The organism is Luteirhabdus pelagi, from assembly GCF_016827595.1.
GTDB lineage: Bacteria > Bacteroidota > Bacteroidia > Flavobacteriales > Flavobacteriaceae > Luteirhabdus > Luteirhabdus pelagi.
Window position 1 is genome coordinate 76091 of sequence record NZ_JAECMS010000004.1, and the last position, 17646, is coordinate 93736.

Consider the following 17646-nt stretch of genomic DNA (forward strand, 5'->3'; position numbering starts at 1 on the left):
TAATGAAAGTGTCAGAAAAAATAAAATCGGAAGTACTACAGGTGTACGACACTTGGCTGCAAGGATATCTAAATGGCGATGTTCCTACCTACGATGCGTATTTTGATGATACCTTTCATTTCATTGGTTCCACCAATAACGAGGAGTTTTTAAACCGAACTGAAACCACCCAATTCTTTGCCAATACGGCTGATCAATTGGCGGGCAAATGCGACCTTCGAAATGAGACACGAATACTAGAAAAATTTGGTGAGCATATCTGTATCACCCACGTTTTTGATGCTTGGTTTTTAAACAAATCTGATTATACGTATTACGGTAGGTTCCGCTTTTCAAATATTTTGAAAAAAAATAAGGAAGGCTGGCGCTTTATCTATCAGCATTTCTCTACACCCGATGCTAAAACAGATAAAGGTGAAACCATTGGGTTTGATAAGGTAAGTGAAGAGAATCAAAAACTTCGGGAAGCCATTAAACGCCGTACAATTGAGTTGGAAGCCAAGAATAGAGCGCTCGAAATTGAAGGCGCGCTGGAACGTGTCCGTTCGCAAGTAACGTCCATGCAGGAATCTTCAGATCTGTTTGATATCGTGGTGGCAATGCGGAATGAATTCATATCATTAGGGCACGATGCAGATTATTTCTGGCACATGCGATGGCTGGAGGATAGGTACAATATGTCGATGACTTCCGAAGATGGCAGTAGGATCGGAATGGTAATTTCGATACCCAAATTTGTTCATGACGATATTGAAAGTTTGGCAAAGTGGGAAGCGGGAACAGAACCTGCCTTTATATTGGCGCTAGATGCGGAGGAAGCGTGGGACTATATCGAAAATATGAACACCCATGGCCACTATCAGTTGGCCGACCCTAATGCTCCCACCGAAGAGGATATTGCGCATATTGGCGGACTAACCTTTATCATAGCTCGAACTAGTCATGGTGAAATCGGTTTCAGTTTAGCAGGGAAGGTTGATGATCCCCCAAAAGAATCTATTGATACCCTCATCAGTTTTGCTAAAGTTTTCGATTTGGCCTACACCCGCTTCCTCGACCTTCAGAAAGCCGAGGCGCAAGCGCGGGAGGCAAAAATTGAGGCTTCCCTCGAGAAAGTGCGCTCGGTGGCACTAAGCCTTCAAAAACCTGACGATATGCTCGATATCGCTAAGATTTTATACGAGCAATTACTCGAACTTGGATTTTCCGACATCCGCAATGCTATTATCGATATTCACAACGACGACGATGAAACATTCCTCGATTACGACTATTCGCATGATATGTCCAGTGCGATTACCGAACTCTCCTATTATGGTGACCCCGTAATCGAAAAACAGGTAAGGATCGTTCAATCTAGTAATGATGCCTTTTTTGAAATCGAGTTACATGGTGCCGAACTGCAAGAATTAATCGAAACACGGTTAAAGAACGGTGAAAGGGATGATCCGCGACTTCACTCCACAGACCATTTAACCTACAACCTATATTCCTTTGGAAATGGGGCTATCGGAATTTCAAATTTTGGGGTTTTGACCGATGACCAAAAGAAGATTTTAAAACGCTTTCGGAATGTCTTCACCTTTGCCTACAAACGTTACATCGATTTAACCAAAGCAGCAGCACAGGCGCGTGAAGCCAAGATTGAAGCAGCCTTGGAGAAAGTGCGTTCGGTGGCGCTTAGCATGAACGAATCGAAAGACCTTCTTACCATCACAAAGGAACTCTATGAACAATTGCTGGAACTAGGTTTCGATGACATTCGAAATGCACTTATAGATGTAAACAATGAAGATGCACAAACCTTTTTAGATTACGATTATTCGCATGAAATGGGCGGCACGATTACGCTTATGTCGTATGACGATGATCCTACGTTGGAAGAACAATTACAGGTAATTGCCAATACCACCGACGGGTTTTCCGAAATGGTATTGGAAGGACGACAACTTCAAGACCTCATAGAGATGCGTCGAAAAAACGGAGAGGCAGAGGATCCGCGGTTGTTAAAAGCCGATAGTGTTTCCTATATTTTGTATGCCTTCGGAAATGGTGCCATTGGTATTTCAAATTTTGGTGCCCTTACCAAGGATCAAAAGAATATTTTAGATCGGTTCCGAAACGTATTCACCTTCGCCTACCAACGCTTTAGCGACCTTCTAATTAAGGAGGAGCAATCGGCTGCGTTGCTTACCGAAAAGCGTCAGTTGGAGAAAACGCTAACAGATCTTCAGGAAACACAAAGACAATTGATTCAGTCCGAAAAAATGGCCTCCTTAGGAGAACTCACCGCTGGCATTGCCCATGAAATTCAAAACCCTCTCAACTTCGTCAATAATTTTTCGGAAGTGAGCAACGAACTTATTGAAGAGGTAGATGAAGAAATTGCAAATGGGGATTTTAAGGAAGTCAAGCTCTTACTTACCGACATTAAACAAAACCTTCAAAAGATTCATCATCATGGTCAGCGTGCCGATGCCATTGTAAAGGGAATGCTTCAGCATAGTCGAAGCAGCTCGGCAGAGAAGGAACCCACCGATATCAACAAACTGGCCGATGAATATTTCCGTCTTGCCTATCATGGGCTACGCGCAAAGGACAAATCCTTCAATGCTACTATAGAAACCAATTTTGATGACGGTATAGGAATGGCGATGGTGATACCTCAGGATATAGGTAGGGTAATATTAAACTTAATTACAAATGCCTTTTACGCCGTGAACGAAAAGAAAAGTGAAGTCAAAGAGAGTTCTTATGAACCAAAAGTTTCGGTTTCCACACATCAGGAAGAAAAGCATATCGCCATCAAAGTGAAGGACAACGGCAATGGTATTCCGAAAGGTATCTTGGATAAGATCTTTCAACCCTTTTTCACCACAAAACCTACGGGAAAAGGTACAGGTCTTGGCTTATCCATGAGTTACGATGTGGTAACCAAAGGACATGGGGGCAATTTGACTGTGGAAACTAAAAAAGGAAAAGGCACCACATTCACCATACAAATTCCAAAATCTTAAAATGAAGATTATGAAAATACTAGTGGTAGACGACGAAAAAGATGTAAAAGACCTCTTCTTACAGCGATTCAGAAAGGAAATCAGAAGCCAGGAAGTGACCTTTATGTTCGCTTATTCGGGGGAAGAGGCCTTGAATACTTTGGATTCCTTAACGCATGAGGCTGTTTTGATTCTGAGCGACATCAACATGCCTGGAATGAGCGGTTTGGAATTATTGGAAAAGATTAAAAGCGGACCGCATAAACCCACTCCCACGGTTATGATGATAACAGCTTACGGCGACGATGATAATTTTAATACGGCTAAACGATTGGGAGCCGATGATTTTTTAACGAAGCCAGTTGATTTTAAGCTATTGAAGAAAAAATTACTAAAAACATAGGTATGGCAAAAATTCTAGTAGTCGACGATGAAGCCGATCTGGAAACGCTAATCAAGCAAAAATTCCGGAAAGAAATTCGTGCCCAGGAATATGAATTCTTTTTTGCCGAAAATGGCAAAATCGCACTTGAAAAATTACAGAACCAACCCGATATGGATATCGTAATGAGCGATATTAATATGCCGGAAATGGATGGATTGACCCTACTTTCGAAAATAAACGAAATGAGCCCGCTCATAAAATCGGTCATCGTATCGGCCTATGGGGATATGGAAAACATTCGTACGGCCATGAACCGAGGGGCCTTCGACTTTATAACCAAACCTATAGACTTCAAGGATCTGACCCTCACCATGCAAAAAACATTGAAGCATGCACAACACTTACGAGAAACACTACAGGCTATCAAGGAGAATAATATCCTGAAAATGTATGTAGATGAAAGCGTGTTGAATTTTATGGGAAATCGGGAATACGAATCGAAACTAATGGCCAACGAAACCATAGATGGCACGGTTGCCTTTATCGATATCTGTGGGTTTACGGCTATCAGCGAAACAGCACCACCCGATACGGTTGTTCGTATGATAAATACCTTTTTTGATGCGATGGTGCAGGAAATTATGAACCAAGAAGGTTACATCGACAAGTTTATCGGCGATGCGATTATGGCGGTTTTTCGCGGCGAGTATCATTTGGATCGTGCCCTCGATGCGGCGTTGGCAGTTTGTACTAAAATAAACAACTTACCCCCGTTGGAAGGTGCCGAAAACTTTAAACCCCAAGTTTCCATCGGAATAAAGAGCGGTGAAATGGTCTGTGGAAACATTGGCTCTGCAAGTTTGAAGCGATTGGATTATACGGTTATTGGCGATACCGTAAATACGGCAGCGCGCTTTCAGGATGCGTCCAAACCGAACCAGATTATCATTTCAGAGGAATGCTACCATCAGGTGAAAGAGTCGTTTAAATGTGAAAAAGTGGGCAGCATTTCACTTAAAAATAAAGCGAATCCTGTAACCATTTATCAAGTTCTGGAATAAACAATAAATAACGTAGCATATGGAATCCAACCACCCTGAAAAAGAAACTGAAAAAGTCCTTACCGAAAATGCGGCGCCTTCCCATACCGAAGAACTTGTAGATCACTATTGGGGAAGTATGAACCATGTTACCAACCTGATAAAAGCCTCTGAACTAAAGGCAGGACTTATCCTCTCGTTTTATGGTATTCTCCTAAATTTCATTTATCAAGGAATGGGTTCAGTTGGGCAAAGTAGTGCCAATACCATAGTTCTATATGTGCTCATCGGACTTTGGTTTTTATGTACCGCTGTTTCCATTTTTTATTGTGTACGATGCTTTATGCCGAAGATTGAAGGAAAATACGATAAGAACATGTTCTTTTTCGGGGATGTGATTTCAAAATTTGGGGATATCAAACAGTTTTCCAAGACCTTTCATAGGGTCAGTTTAGATGAAACCGAACTGTTTTCCCAATTGGGCGAACAGATTTTTATCATTTCAAAAATAGCCGCTTGGAAATTCAGAAATGTGAAACGCGCCATTCGCTTGCTTGCCATCGGTCTTCTACTCCTATTAATAATCGTTATTTATTATGTATTGATGACGCTTTAATTGAATTATAACCTGAAAATTAATTCCTATGAAAACTGATGAATCGAAATGGACAAAGACTGAGTTGAAAGCCTATATCTTGTTGCTTTGTGCGAAAGCCGACGCTATTGAAAAAGAAGAAGAAATCGATTTGATAAAGTCGAAATTCGATCCTAAAACATTCGATAAGGTATATCGCGATTTCTGTCAAGACGATGAAGAAGCTTGCCTCGAGAAAATTGAAACCGCCATCGAAAACCATGAGTATTCCGAATCGGAGCTTAGTCAGTTAAAAAATGAAGTGTACGCCGTATTCCGTTCCGACAAGTTATTGTCGTTGAAAGAGCGCAATATTGCCCGAATTTTAGACAATATTCTTTATTAGAATTATTTGCTGAATTTTGTGCTAATTGAATGCTCAAATAAGGACTATGTATATAAATCCGAATAATCAATTTTATGATGGTGGAAATACCAAGTTCCACAGTTTGATTGTTAAATTAATAGAAGAGGGAAGAACACAGCAGGTCGATCCTGGAGACCTTTTGCTTTCGGAAGGAGGTCGCTGCCATTTTTTCTTTTACATTCTTTCAGGCAGCTTCAGGACCTTTCGCTATATAGATGAGAAGGAAGTAACGATTGGCTTTACCTTTAAAGGCGATATGACACCTGTCCGTATTCCTTTTATAACAATGAACCGAGCAAAGATACGATAGAGGCACTTTCCAAAGGTACGGTGGTGAAGGTGTACAAAGACCAATTTGAACAAGTAGCCAAAAAAGAAGGTGTTTACCACGACTTCTTATTATATATGTACAATACTTATATCGAAACTTTGGTGCTTCGATCGATTGATTTTCGGGTAGAAACAGCCGAAACCCGCTATCTAAAATTGCTTACCATTCAACCTGATGAAGTGCGTAGTATCCCCTTGCAGTATGTCGCTTCTTATTTAGGAATTAGCAAGGAACGATTGAGCAGGATACGGAAAAAACATTCGGAATTGATCTAGGTCAAAAATCAATCATCATCGCTGCTATACTTTTGCGATATAAATCGTTTTACAATGAAAAGTAATATTGCATCCCTCCTATTTTTAGCTTTTACATCAATCCTATTTTCCCAAAATAGTCGTCAGCAAAAAACAGAACAGTTAGATAGCCTATTCACTCGTTCCCTCAGCGATAATGAGACCCAACCGGTCGTCAATATTCTATGCTATGTGGAAAACGAAGTGGCTGAATTTCTTTATCACCGAGGGTTCGGACGTATTGCCATAGATTTGGAGGTGCAAGCTTCAAAAGAGCACCTGTTCAAAACCGCCAGTATCACAAAAACGTTTACGGCGGTCGTTATTCTTCAAATGGTTGAAGAAGGTTTAATCGATCTTAAGAAACCTGCCTTTCATTACCTAAAGGACCATAACGTTATCAAATTTGATAGCCTTCATCGCTTTGGTGGTAAATCGTTTGGTAAACAAATCACCATAAAACAGTTACTATCGCACACCTCTGGTTTAGCCGATATCTTCGAGGATGCAAGATCTAAGTTTGATGCACATGTCATGAACAATCCCCAGAAACAATGGTCCGCAGAAAAGTTGTTCGAATTATATTATGAATTCCATGTCAACGATCTCGCAAAATTCGAACCGGGCACTTCTTATGCTTATTCCGATGTTGGTTACTTTTTATTAGGCCTTTGTATTGAAAAAATCAGCGGCAAATCCCTAGCTGAAAATTATAGGAAACGAATCATCGAACCACTCGCATTATCGAATACGTACTTTGAGTATTATGAAGAAAAAACGACAGGAATTGAACAAGCGCATGCCTACCTCGGTGGGTTGGACGTTACCGAATATATCAACACCTCATTCGATTGGGCCGGAGGCGGTCTAGTATCGAATACGGAAGATTTGAAGACGTTTATCCAAGCGCTTTTCGATAATCAATTGTTCACGAATGAAGCAACCTTAAACGTAATGATTGAGGGTGAACATTATGGATACGGAATCGACATTTTCAATTTTGAAGGAAATACTTATTATGGACATCTAGGTTTTTGGGGAAGTGGCATGTTTTATAATCCAAAAGAGGAAATTACCATAATTCTATCGCTCAATCAAACCGAAATTCCATTCAGCTTTTCCGACTTTATTCTAAACATTCAACGAATAATAAAGCACTAAACCTTCACAGTTACATTTTTAACTTGCAAGTGGCTCTAATAGGCTTTTGACAGTACTTACTTATAAAGCACGCCTTCATTTGAATACTTTCACAAAACTTTACCAAAAGCTTCACACCCTAAGCGTGTAAAGACAAGGGTTCGGTTGTATTTTTATTAAAAAATTCAATGAAAGACCAACCCCTGCTTCAACCCATAAAAATGGGTGATTTAGAACTACCCAACCGGATAGTAATGGCTCCGATGACCAGAAGTCGCGCCGATAATCCAGAAAAAGCTCCCACAGAAGGATTACATGCTATCTATTATAAACAACGTGCTTCCGCAGGACTCATACTTACGGAAGGCTCTCAGGTTTCCAAACGTGCTGTTGGCTACATACATACACCTGGAATTCATTCAAAGGCACAGGTTGAGGGCTGGAAAAAAGTAACAGAAGCTGTTCACAACTCTGGAGGTCGCATCTTTATTCAACTCTGGCACGTCGGTCGAATGTCTCATCCCGACTTCCATAATGGCGAACTACCACACGCTCCCTCAGCAGTCAATCCAGAAAGTAAATCGTTTACCCCAGAAGGTTTCAAGGAAACGGTTACGCCCAAGGAAATGACACAGGAAGATATCGATCAGACCGTAAAGGATTTCCAGAATGCAGCAAAGAATGCGATGGAAGCAGGTTTCGACGGTGTTGAAATACACAGCAGTAACGGTTACTTATTTCACCAATTTTTCAATAGAACTTCTAATGACCGAACGGATAGATACGGTGGTAGTATTGAAAATCGAGCGCGATTCCTTTTTGAGGTAATCAATGCCATCAAAGAAGTAATGCCCGAAAACAGAATCGGACTTCGACTGAACCCATCGCTTCACGGAATCTTTGGAATGACGATGGATGAAGAAACCATCCCAACCTTCGACTATATCATTAAAAAATTAAATGAATACAAACTAGCATACCTTCACCTTAGCGAACCGTTTAACGATGTAAGCGATGTTCCCTTCGCCGAAACGGAAATCGCAAAACGCTACCGACCTATTTACGAAGGTATTTTAATGATCAACACAAATTTCAACCAAGAACGCGGTAATGCCGTTATTGAAAGAGGTGAAGCCGACATGGTAGCTTTCGGAAAACCATATGTTAGCAACCCCGATCTTGTAGAACGCTTTGCTAAAAAAGTACCGCTTACCGATTGGGACAAAGACACATTTTATACACAAGGGAAGAAAGGTTATTTAGATTATCCTGCAAACGCTAGAGAATCTGAATTTCCTGTTTCCCAATAACTTTTAAATACAATTGACTATGAAAATGATGAAAACAATTAACCCTTCTACGGGTGACCCTATAAAAGAATATCCCCAAATGACCAGCAAGCAGGCTTCAGATGCCATACAACGCTGTCATGAAGCCTTTTTGAAATGGAGACATACTCCTGCCAAAGAGCGAGCTGAAAAAATTAAGGCCATCGGAAAAGCCCTACGCGATAATAAAGACGAACTGTCTGAATTGATGACCACCGAAATGGGAAAATTGCTGAAGCAAAGTGGTCAAGAAGTGGAACTTTGCGCAGGAATTTGCGACCATACCGCAGAAACTGGTCCTGAAGAGTTAAAGGATGAAGAGCGCGAGCTGCCGGATGGTGGAAAAGGAATCATTACCTATTCTCCCATTGGTGTTATTTATGGTATTCAGCCATGGAATTTTCCAGTATATCAGGTAATTCGCTATGCTATTGCAAATTTGATGGCAGGAAATGGCGTATTGCTGAAACATGCTGAAAGTGTAACAGGTACAGGATTATTCTTAGAAAAATTATTCACGGAAGCTGGACTACCAGAGCACCTGTTCACGGTTCTATTAATCGATCATGACCAAAGTGATGCCGTTATCGAAAATGATCTTGTACGTGGCGTAACCCTTACAGGAAGCGCGGGTGCTGGCACGCATATCGGAAAGGTTGCGGGTGAAAAGCTGAAGAAAACCGTATTAGAGCTCGGAAGTAACGACGCCTACATCGTATTAGATGATGCCGATATGGACAAGGCAATTAAACAATGTGTGGTAGGTCGTGTGTATAACAATGGTGAAACGTGCGTAGCTGCCAAGCGGTTTATTGTGGTCGATGAAGTCTATGATGATTTTAAGGAAGGTTTCGTAAAACGGATGCAAGGCGTAAATCATGGTGACCCGACCGATTCAGATTCCAGAATGGGACCTATGGCAAGGGAAGACCTTCGTAAAACCCTCCATGAACAGGTCGAAAAAAGCGTGGATAAAGGAGCGAAAATTCTTTGTGGTGGTAAAATACCGGAGCGAAAAGGTTTCTATTATCCCGCTACCGTATTGGAAAACGTCGAGCCCGGGCAACCGGCTTACGACGATGAGCTTTTTGGACCAGTAGCATCCTTGATTCGTGCGAAAGATACCGAAGATGCTATGCGCATCGCTAATGATAGTCGCTTTGGATTAGGAGGTGCAATTTTTAGTAAGAATATCGAAAAAGCAAAGGAATTGGCCCAAAAACATTTTGACACCGGAATGGTATTTATAAACGGTTTTGGATTGGCACAACCGAATATGCCTTTTGGTGGTGTAAAGGATTCCGGATACGGCAGAGAGCATGGTGGCTTTGGCGTAAAAGAGTTTGTAAATGCGAAGTCGGTAATGATTATGGATAGTTAACTGTAAACTATCATCCGAAATTTAAAAACGAACCTAATTAGGTTCGTTTTTTTTATGGCACCCTGCTGAATATCAATTTTTTGAAGTATCTTTAAAAGCATTTGCACTGGCAGTACTCTCCCCTAATGTGCATTAATGTATCATCCTAAGATACTAGAAATACATTACGTTTTAAACATGTCTATATGAAAGAAATTCGACTTTTCTTCTTGTGGCTATATGCCACCCTGGCATTTTTCTTTTTTGGAGGTATGCTTTTCACTATTATCACGCAATACCCAAACTGGATTTCAAACCTTCCCTATTCCTTGGAAGCAACAAATCTATTTTATTCCAAGGCAAATCCCGGCACTTTTTTCCAGTTGATGGGACAGATTACAATTCCCGTCTTTCTTGTTACAATTATTCTTGTTTGGCGCTATCGCAATGCTCGCAATCTTTTACTGATTCATTTCCTATGCTATTTTTTAATAGGATTAGGCACCTTTTTATTGATATATCCAATTTTGGGTGAATTGGGCGCAAAGGATATTAGCGTTCGTCCTATCGAAGAAATTCAAGGCTATTTAGACCGCTTCTTCATCTACGATGCCATTCGCGCCGTACTAGCATCGGTATCGTGCTTGTTTCTCATTTTTGGAATCACCTCCTTTTTAAAACGCTACTATTCTGAAACAGTTTTAATATGAGTTTCCGTAACTTCCAAATTTTGAATATCTTGCTTCTATGAAGCACCTTGGATCACTTCTATTACAAATCATTCCTGTTATGATAGGGGTTTATTTGGGTTTTCTAGTTACCGATTGTTCTTCAGAAAAACAAACTAATGAAAAACGAAATGCTCTTGTCAAGAATATTTCAGCAGAATTGACATCAAACAAAAATCGGTTAGAACAGGTAGTAGATTACCACCGTATGGTACGCGACAGTGTTCGGTATTACCTTCAACACCCAAAGCCGATAAGTGGCCCTGGGTTTTTTAGAGGCACCAATACTATGACACTTCCTCGTAGTGCCTTTGAAACCGGTATTCAAACAGGAATCATCAACGAACTATCTATCGATAAAATTCAAGCATTAAATACCACCTACACCCATCAAGACTCCTATAACGAATTCGGAATGTTGATGTTACAGGGACTTATTACCATGGACTTTGACGAGAGCAAGGAATCGATTGAAAAGATCTTTCGCTTTCTATCTATATCGATGACCGATGTGGTAATTAAGGAAGAAGATTTACTAAAACAGTACGACAAGACGCTATCGCTCTTGAATTCGGAGGAGAAGTAGATCATTTTCAGCTATTAGCATTCATATGCTTTCCCTCGTAAATGCCTACCTTTGCAATCATAATTAGTTATCATGAGCAAAAACGTAATGCTTCTTATTCTCGATGGCTGGGGAATTCCTGAAAACCCCGAAAACTCGGCGATAGCAGCAGCAAACACTCCTTATATCGATTCGTTATATAATCGTTTTCCTAATACCCAATTACTCACTCACGGTGAAAACGTCGGCTTACCAAAAGGACAGATGGGAAACAGTGAAGTAGGACACATGAATCTTGGTGCGGGCAGAATCGTATATCAGGACTTAGCGAAAATCGATAAGGCTGTTGAAGATGGCACGCTTCAAAAAAACGAAGTGCTACAAAAGGCCTTTTCAGAAGCCAAAAAAGAAGGAAAGAAACTTCATTTTATCGGCTTGGTTTCCGATGGTGGCGTACATTCCCATATCGACCATCTTAAAGGTTTGCTTACGGCTGCTTCAGTAGCAGGACTTGAAAACGTTTACGTACATGCATTTACCGACGGAAGGGATGTCGATCCAAAATCGGGACTTGGCCATATACAAAACCTTCAACAGCACCTGGACAAAACGACTGGAGAAATCGCAACGGTTATTGGGCGGTATTACGCCATGGACCGTGACCAAAGGTGGGAACGCGTTCGAGAGGCCTATGAATTATTGGTCCACGGAAAGGGAAAAGATGCTGAAGATATCACTTCCGCAGTAGAAAAAAGCTACGAAAATGACGTTACCGACGAGTTTATAAAACCCATTGTGCACACCAAGAACGGGAAGCCTATCGCTACCATTGACAGCGAAGATGTGGTTGTTTTCTTTAATTTTCGGACTGATAGAGGACGACAATTAACGCAAGTGCTAAGCCAGAAAGATTTTTCAAAATACGGCATGAAGCGCTTACCGCTTCACTATGTAACGATGACCAACTACGATGACACTTTTAAGGGTATCGATGTTCTATTTAAAAAAGAACATTTAAAGAATACATTGGGCGAAGTACTTTCACAACATGGAAAAACCCAAATTCGCATTGCCGAAACTGAAAAATATCCGCATGTTACATTCTTCTTCAATGGAGGAAGAGAAAAACCTTTTGAAGGCGAACACCGAATTTTATGCCCTTCACCCAAAGTAGCTACCTACGACCTTCAGCCAGAAATGAGTGCTTATGAAGTTCGGGACAAAATCGTTCCTGAACTAAAACAAAAATCAGCCAATTTTATTTGCCTAAATTTTGCGAACCCAGACATGGTTGGACATACTGGGGTCTTTGAAGCTGCTATAAAAGCCTGTGAAACGGTTGATATGTGCACAAAACAAATTGTCGATACTGCCATGGAAAACGATTATGCCGTTCTTGTACTGGCCGATCATGGTAATTGTGAGAAAATGCGAAACGAAGATGGGTCTCCCAATACGGCGCATACCACGAATCCCGTGCCGTTGATTGTTGTCGATGGCAACGTCAAATCGGTTAAAAATGGAATTCTAGGCGATATTGCCCCTACGATTCTTCATTTAATGGACATCGACCAGCCCGAAGAAATGACACAACATTCACTTATATAACCCGAGATTTTATGAAATACGCCATTGTTTTATGTGCAGTCCTTTCCATTTGGGCCTGTAACAATCAAAAAAAAGCTACCGACGGTTCGGAGGGAACGGCAGTCGATAGCACCAACGCCATGGGCGGTAGCGACGCAAAAGCTGCTATGGCCGACCCCTTAAACGAAATCGTTCCAAATGAAGAATACGATACGATTATGTTGGGACGCATAAACCGAAACGGATTACAACAAGAACCGTTTTCTGGATGGTTCACGAGTACCTACGACGTTCAACCCGTAGACAGTTCTATGGTAAACAAAATTGAACCCTTGTTACAAGATGTTTCCATTACCGTATTTATGGGAACCTGGTGTAGCGACAGTCAGCGTGAAATCCCACATCTATACAAAATTTTGGATGCAGCCGATTTCGATTACGACAAGTTTACGGTCTATGCAGTTGATGACATGAAGACGACACCCTCCAATATTGAAGAGGAATACAATATCGCTTACGTCCCTACCATTATTTTTAGTAAGAATGGAGAAGAAATGGATCGTTTTGTAGAGTATGCACAAAACACTTTGGAAGAAGACATTTATGCCATTCTTAGCGGAGCGGAATATAAAGACCCCTACGAGGAATAACTCATTGTATATTCGTACTTTTGCGCTTGCTTTTGATTTTTTAAGAATAAGATGAAAGATTTGCTCACAATTGCGGTCGATTTTGATGGTACCATAGTGGAGGACGAGTATCCCAATATTGGTAAGCCAAAACTTTTTGCTGTTGAAACCCTACAGAAATTGCGGGATAATGGACATCGATTAATTCTGTGGACGTACCGCAGTGGTAGGCATTTGAAAGAAGCGGTCGCTTTCTGTGAAGAGCAAGGCATTAAGTTTTATGCGGTAAACAAGAGTTTCCCTGAAGAAGAATTTGACCCAAAATACAGCCGGAAAATTCAGGCGGATCTATTTATAGACGACCGTAATATTGGAGGCTTAATGGGATGGGGTGAAATTCACCACCTCTTAATTGGCGAAGAAAAAAAGCAACCACAAAAGAAATCGAAGAAGCGGTGGCTCTCTTTTTAAAACAACATCATGATAATACCAAAATCTGCTGAAGAAATAGAATTGATGCGCAATGCCGCCCAGATCGTCTCAAAAACGCTGGGAATGCTTGCTAGTGAAGTGAAACCCGGCGCTACCTCTTTGAAATTAGATAAAATGGCGGAGGAATTCATTCGCGATCACGGTGCAGAACCGGGCTTTTTAGGACTGTATGATTTTCCAAATTCTTTATGCATGAGCCCCAACGAGCAAGTGGTTCATGGTATCCCCAACGATAAACCCTATGAAGAAGGGGATATCATTTCCATCGATTGTGGAGCGGTGAAAGATGGGTTTTACGGAGACCACGCCTATACGTTTGAAGTAGGTGAAGTCGCTCCAGAAATTAAGAAATTATTGAAGGTCACAAAAGAAGCATTATACCTCGGAATACGTGAATTCAAGGTGAATAATCGAGTGGGTGATGTTGGATATGCTATTCAGCAACATTGCGAAAAACATGGCTATGGCGTGGTACGTGAATTGGTCGGACACGGAATTGGACGAACGATGCATGAAGACCCTGAAATGCCGAACTACGGTAAACGCGGACGTGGAAAAAAATTCGTGGAAGGCATGACCGTTGCCATCGAACCGATGATTAATCTTGGTACAAAGCGCATTCAGCAATTAGCCGATGGTTGGACCATCCTAACGAGAGATCGACAGCCAAGTGTACATTTCGAACACGATGTTGCCATCGTCGATGGTAAGCCGCAGCTGCTTTCAACTTTCGACTATATTTATGAAGCATTAGGCATAAAAAGCACTGAAGAAGATGAATTTCGGAAGCCTGTAACGGCATCCTAAAAGAATCTTAGCTATTTCAATTACCGCATGAGTTCTAGGAAAGCCTTTCGATACGATTTTTGAAGCATGAGTGCACTTTTCAGAAACATTCTTAATCTATTTCCCAGACCTATGCTCATTCGATTGAGTTACGTGGCACGTCCGTTCGTGGCTTTTTTTCTAAGAGGAAATCGTTATACCGATCCGATAGACGGAAAGTCTTATCGCAAATTCTTACCCTATGGTTATGAGCGGGTACGCGAAAATGTTTTGGCTCCTGGAACATTATCACTTGAAAGGCACCGACTGTGCTGGCTCTATCTCAAGAACGAAACCGATTTCTTCACCGCATCGTTGAAGGTGTTGCACTTTGCACCTGAACAAGCTTTTTTAAAACGGTTTCAACAACTGAAGAACCTAGACTATACAACCACCGACCTTAACTCTCCAATTGCCGATGTAAAAGCCGATATCTGCAATCTTCCATTTAAAGAGAACAGCTACGACTTTATTATTTGTAATCATGTGCTAGAGCATATTCCAGACGACCGACAAGCAATGCGGGAACTGTACCGCATTCTCAAACCTGGCGGCACTGCGATCTTACAGGTTCCCCTTGAGAACGACCGTGAGAAGACTTTTGAGGACCCAACAATTACAGACCCGAAGGAACGGGCAAAAATTTTCGGGCAATACGATCATGTTCGCGTATATGGAAAGGATTATTTCGATATTTTAGGAACTGTAGGTTTTACCGCGAACGCAATAGATTACACATCGCAGTTTTCAAAGGGGGAAATTGACCGATATCGGTTGGCAAAAGGTGAATTACTCCCCGTTTGTAAAAAATAAATTGTTTCTTTGTCCATCAACGATTTTAGACTAACCTCACATATGAGATTCTTTTTCATTCTTTTCCTCGGCATAGGAATACTTCATAGCTATGCCCAAAACCCAAATGATTGTGTTAACGCCCTCGTAATTTGTGGCGATTCCAGTATTGGCTTAGACCCTAGTGGTACTGGGTTCGATGAGTTCTCTTTACCTGGAAATGAAATCCCTAGCTGTTACAATTTCGACCAACACAGCATTTGGTTTAAATTCACCATAGTTGGAAGCGGTAGTTTCACTTTTGACATTGTACCTGACGATGGAGCCGACTACGACTTTGCTATTTTCGGACCTGTAGTTGACTGTACGGAACTCGGGGCCGCCATTCGCTGTTCTAGTACAAATCCGGACAACGCTGGCGTTCCACCAGAAACCGGACTAAACATGAATGAGACCGATGTTACCGAAGGTCCTGGGGAAGATGGAAACGGATATTTACAGTTTATAGATGCCAGCGTTGGCGATGTCTATTATCTTTTGGTAGATAGAGCGGTTGGCTCGGGCGGATTCAGTTTATTTTATACTGGAACTGCACAACTTCCGAATAGCGTTACGGCTGGAGCCGTCGAAGATCAGTCGAAATGCGATTCGGATGGCACCCAAGATGGTCTTACTGAATTTAATCTTGAAGCATTTACTCCTACAGTAGCCGATGGTCAACAAAATGTTACGGTAACCTATCACACCTCCCTTAATGATGCCAATATCGGCATTAATTCACTGTCGAGTCCATATATGACAATTAGCAATCCGCAAACAATTTATGCTAGGGTAACCTCTCCCAATGGTTGTACCAATTACACGAGCTTCGAATTAAGCACTGGAGGCCCTACATTGCTGGAACCTTCTGAAGTTATTCTTTGTACTTACGGTTTCGAATTGGAATATAGCATAACTTCCATCATCGATGAGGTAATTGCAGATCCTACAGGGTACATTTTTTCCTTTCACGCTACCCAGGAAGATGCTGATTTGAATAGCAACCCCTTAGGTGAATCGATAACATTGACCGAAACACCACAGACCTATTTTGTAAGGGTTACTTCGGAAGAGGATTCAGATTGTTACAATACCACTTCATTTGAAGGACGAATCAACAGAATTATTTCAGCTGTTAATCCTGAAGACCTTACTGCATGCGACACCAATAATGATGGTGTTGAAACATTTTCCCTTGCACCCCTTACTGCTATCATTTTAGGTGAAAATGCCACAGAAGATTTCACTATCAGATACTATGCAACGGAGGAAGATCGGTTTTTGGGACAAAATCCGTTACCAACTAGTATTGAAAATACCCAATCGCCACAAACCATTTACGTTAGCTTCATTGAGAATGAAACGGGCTGCCGCGATTATACGGAGTTTAAACTTATCGTTACCCCAACACCAGAACCATATTTCGAACAGGATACCTATCAGTATTGCTTAAACGATACGGAGCCACTCAAAATAAAGGTTAGAGGTGGGTTTGCAAATTACGAATGGAATACGGGAGCTTCAGGTCCTAATGCAGGCGCCATTTTTGTAGAAGAAGGCGGCACCTATACGGTTACCGTAACGAACGAATATGGATGTTCGGAAACCATTAGTACATCCGTTTCAGTTTCGAATATCGCGACCATAGAAGGTGTAAGGGTGAAGGATTTTACACGCTACGATAATTCGATTACCGTTACGGCTGTAGGAGAAGGTGATTATGAATATGCACTCGACAATGAAGCCAACTATCAAAACGATCCTACTTTTAAACCCGTGGAAACTGGTATTCATAGAATCTACGTACGCGACAAAAATGGTTGTGGAGTGGTATCGGAAGAAGTGCTCGTGTTGGATTATCCAAATTTCTTCACTCCAAACAACGATGGTGCACACGATACCTGGTATATCCGAAACATCGAATTGTTTCCAGCTACGGAAATCAGAATTTTTAATCGCTATGGACGCGTGTTGAAGAATTTACCTCCAAATACAGAAGGTTGGGATGGCAGAAATTATGACAATATTCTTCAACCGTCCGACGACTATTGGTTTACATTGTTTTTGGAAGATGGAAGGACGATCAGAGGCCATTTCGCTTTAAAGCGTTAACCG

Annotated in this window: 18 protein-coding genes; all 18 read left to right on the forward strand. The window is 41.3% G+C overall.

Annotated features, from left to right (window positions below; all coding sequences use genetic code 11):
* Positions 1 to 2: 2 nt before the first annotated feature.
* The 18 genes from I4Q58_RS11265 to I4Q58_RS11350 all read left to right on the forward strand — a co-directional run bounded on the left by I4Q58_RS11265 (position 3) and on the right by I4Q58_RS11350 (position 17643).
* Complete coding sequence (locus I4Q58_RS11265; RefSeq protein WP_203295983.1) at positions 3 to 3017, forward strand: ATP-binding protein; 3015 nt, start codon at positions 3 to 5, stop codon at positions 3015 to 3017.
* 10 nt (positions 3018 to 3027) lie between these two features.
* Complete coding sequence (locus I4Q58_RS11270; RefSeq protein WP_203295984.1) at positions 3028 to 3399, forward strand: response regulator; 372 nt, start codon at positions 3028 to 3030, stop codon at positions 3397 to 3399.
* A 2-nt stretch (positions 3400 to 3401) separates the two neighbouring features.
* A complete protein-coding gene (locus I4Q58_RS11275) occupies positions 3402 to 4442 on the forward strand; it encodes an adenylate/guanylate cyclase domain-containing response regulator (protein ID WP_203295985.1) in 1041 nt (346 codons plus the stop codon).
* Between the two features lie 19 nt (positions 4443 to 4461).
* A complete protein-coding gene (locus I4Q58_RS11280; protein ID WP_203295986.1) occupies positions 4462 to 5037 on the forward strand; it encodes a Pycsar system effector family protein in 576 nt (191 codons plus the stop codon).
* 28 nt (positions 5038 to 5065) lie between these two features.
* Positions 5066 to 5401 carry a hypothetical protein gene (locus tag I4Q58_RS11285; RefSeq protein WP_203295987.1) on the forward strand — a complete coding sequence of 112 codons (336 nt, stop codon included), beginning with the start codon at positions 5066 to 5068 and terminating at the stop codon, positions 5399 to 5401.
* Between the two features lie 46 nt (positions 5402 to 5447).
* The gene (locus tag I4Q58_RS11290) at positions 5448 to 5732 is read left to right on the forward strand and encodes a cyclic nucleotide-binding domain-containing protein (protein ID WP_203295988.1); all 285 of its coding nucleotides are present in this window, start codon (positions 5448 to 5450) and stop codon (positions 5730 to 5732) included.
* 23 nt (positions 5733 to 5755) lie between these two features.
* Positions 5756 to 6028 carry a cyclic nucleotide-binding domain-containing protein gene (locus I4Q58_RS11295; RefSeq protein WP_203295989.1) on the forward strand — a complete coding sequence of 91 codons (273 nt, stop codon included), beginning with the start codon at positions 5756 to 5758 and terminating at the stop codon, positions 6026 to 6028.
* 54 nt (positions 6029 to 6082) lie between these two features.
* Complete coding sequence (locus I4Q58_RS11300; RefSeq protein WP_203295990.1) at positions 6083 to 7207, forward strand: serine hydrolase domain-containing protein; 1125 nt, start codon at positions 6083 to 6085, stop codon at positions 7205 to 7207.
* 167 nt (positions 7208 to 7374) lie between these two features.
* Positions 7375 to 8496 carry an alkene reductase gene (locus I4Q58_RS11305; RefSeq protein WP_203295991.1) on the forward strand — a complete coding sequence of 374 codons (1122 nt, stop codon included), beginning with the start codon at positions 7375 to 7377 and terminating at the stop codon, positions 8494 to 8496.
* Positions 8497 to 8515: 19 nt separating this feature from the next.
* The gene (locus I4Q58_RS11310) at positions 8516 to 9895 is read left to right on the forward strand and encodes an NAD-dependent succinate-semialdehyde dehydrogenase (RefSeq protein WP_203295992.1); all 1380 of its coding nucleotides are present in this window, start codon (positions 8516 to 8518) and stop codon (positions 9893 to 9895) included.
* A gap of 185 nt (positions 9896 to 10080) precedes the next feature.
* Positions 10081 to 10584, forward strand: a complete 504-nt coding sequence (locus I4Q58_RS11315) for a hypothetical protein (RefSeq protein WP_203295993.1) — start codon at positions 10081 to 10083, stop codon at positions 10582 to 10584.
* Between the two features lie 37 nt (positions 10585 to 10621).
* Positions 10622 to 11188 carry a hypothetical protein gene (locus tag I4Q58_RS11320; protein ID WP_203295994.1) on the forward strand — a complete coding sequence of 189 codons (567 nt, stop codon included), beginning with the start codon at positions 10622 to 10624 and terminating at the stop codon, positions 11186 to 11188.
* Positions 11189 to 11260: 72 nt separating this feature from the next.
* Positions 11261 to 12775, forward strand: a complete 1515-nt coding sequence (gene gpmI / locus I4Q58_RS11325) for a 2,3-bisphosphoglycerate-independent phosphoglycerate mutase (RefSeq protein WP_203295995.1) — start codon at positions 11261 to 11263, stop codon at positions 12773 to 12775.
* Positions 12776 to 12786: 11 nt separating this feature from the next.
* Positions 12787 to 13404: a thioredoxin family protein gene (locus tag I4Q58_RS11330; protein ID WP_203295996.1), complete on the forward strand. Its 618-nt coding sequence runs from the start codon at positions 12787 to 12789 to the stop codon at positions 13402 to 13404.
* Between the two features lie 51 nt (positions 13405 to 13455).
* Positions 13456 to 13854 carry a BT0820 family HAD-type phosphatase gene (locus tag I4Q58_RS11335; RefSeq protein ID WP_203295997.1) on the forward strand — a complete coding sequence of 133 codons (399 nt, stop codon included), beginning with the start codon at positions 13456 to 13458 and terminating at the stop codon, positions 13852 to 13854.
* 9 nt (positions 13855 to 13863) lie between these two features.
* A complete protein-coding gene (map, locus tag I4Q58_RS11340; RefSeq protein ID WP_203295998.1) occupies positions 13864 to 14682 on the forward strand; it encodes a type I methionyl aminopeptidase in 819 nt (272 codons plus the stop codon).
* Positions 14683 to 14748: 66 nt separating this feature from the next.
* On the forward strand, positions 14749 to 15513 hold the full coding sequence (locus tag I4Q58_RS11345) for a class I SAM-dependent methyltransferase (protein WP_203295999.1): 765 nt from the start codon (positions 14749 to 14751) through the stop codon (positions 15511 to 15513).
* Positions 15514 to 15555: 42 nt separating this feature from the next.
* Positions 15556 to 17643: a T9SS type B sorting domain-containing protein gene (locus tag I4Q58_RS11350; protein ID WP_203296000.1), complete on the forward strand. Its 2088-nt coding sequence runs from the start codon at positions 15556 to 15558 to the stop codon at positions 17641 to 17643.
* The last annotated feature ends 3 nt before the right edge of the window (positions 17644 to 17646 follow it).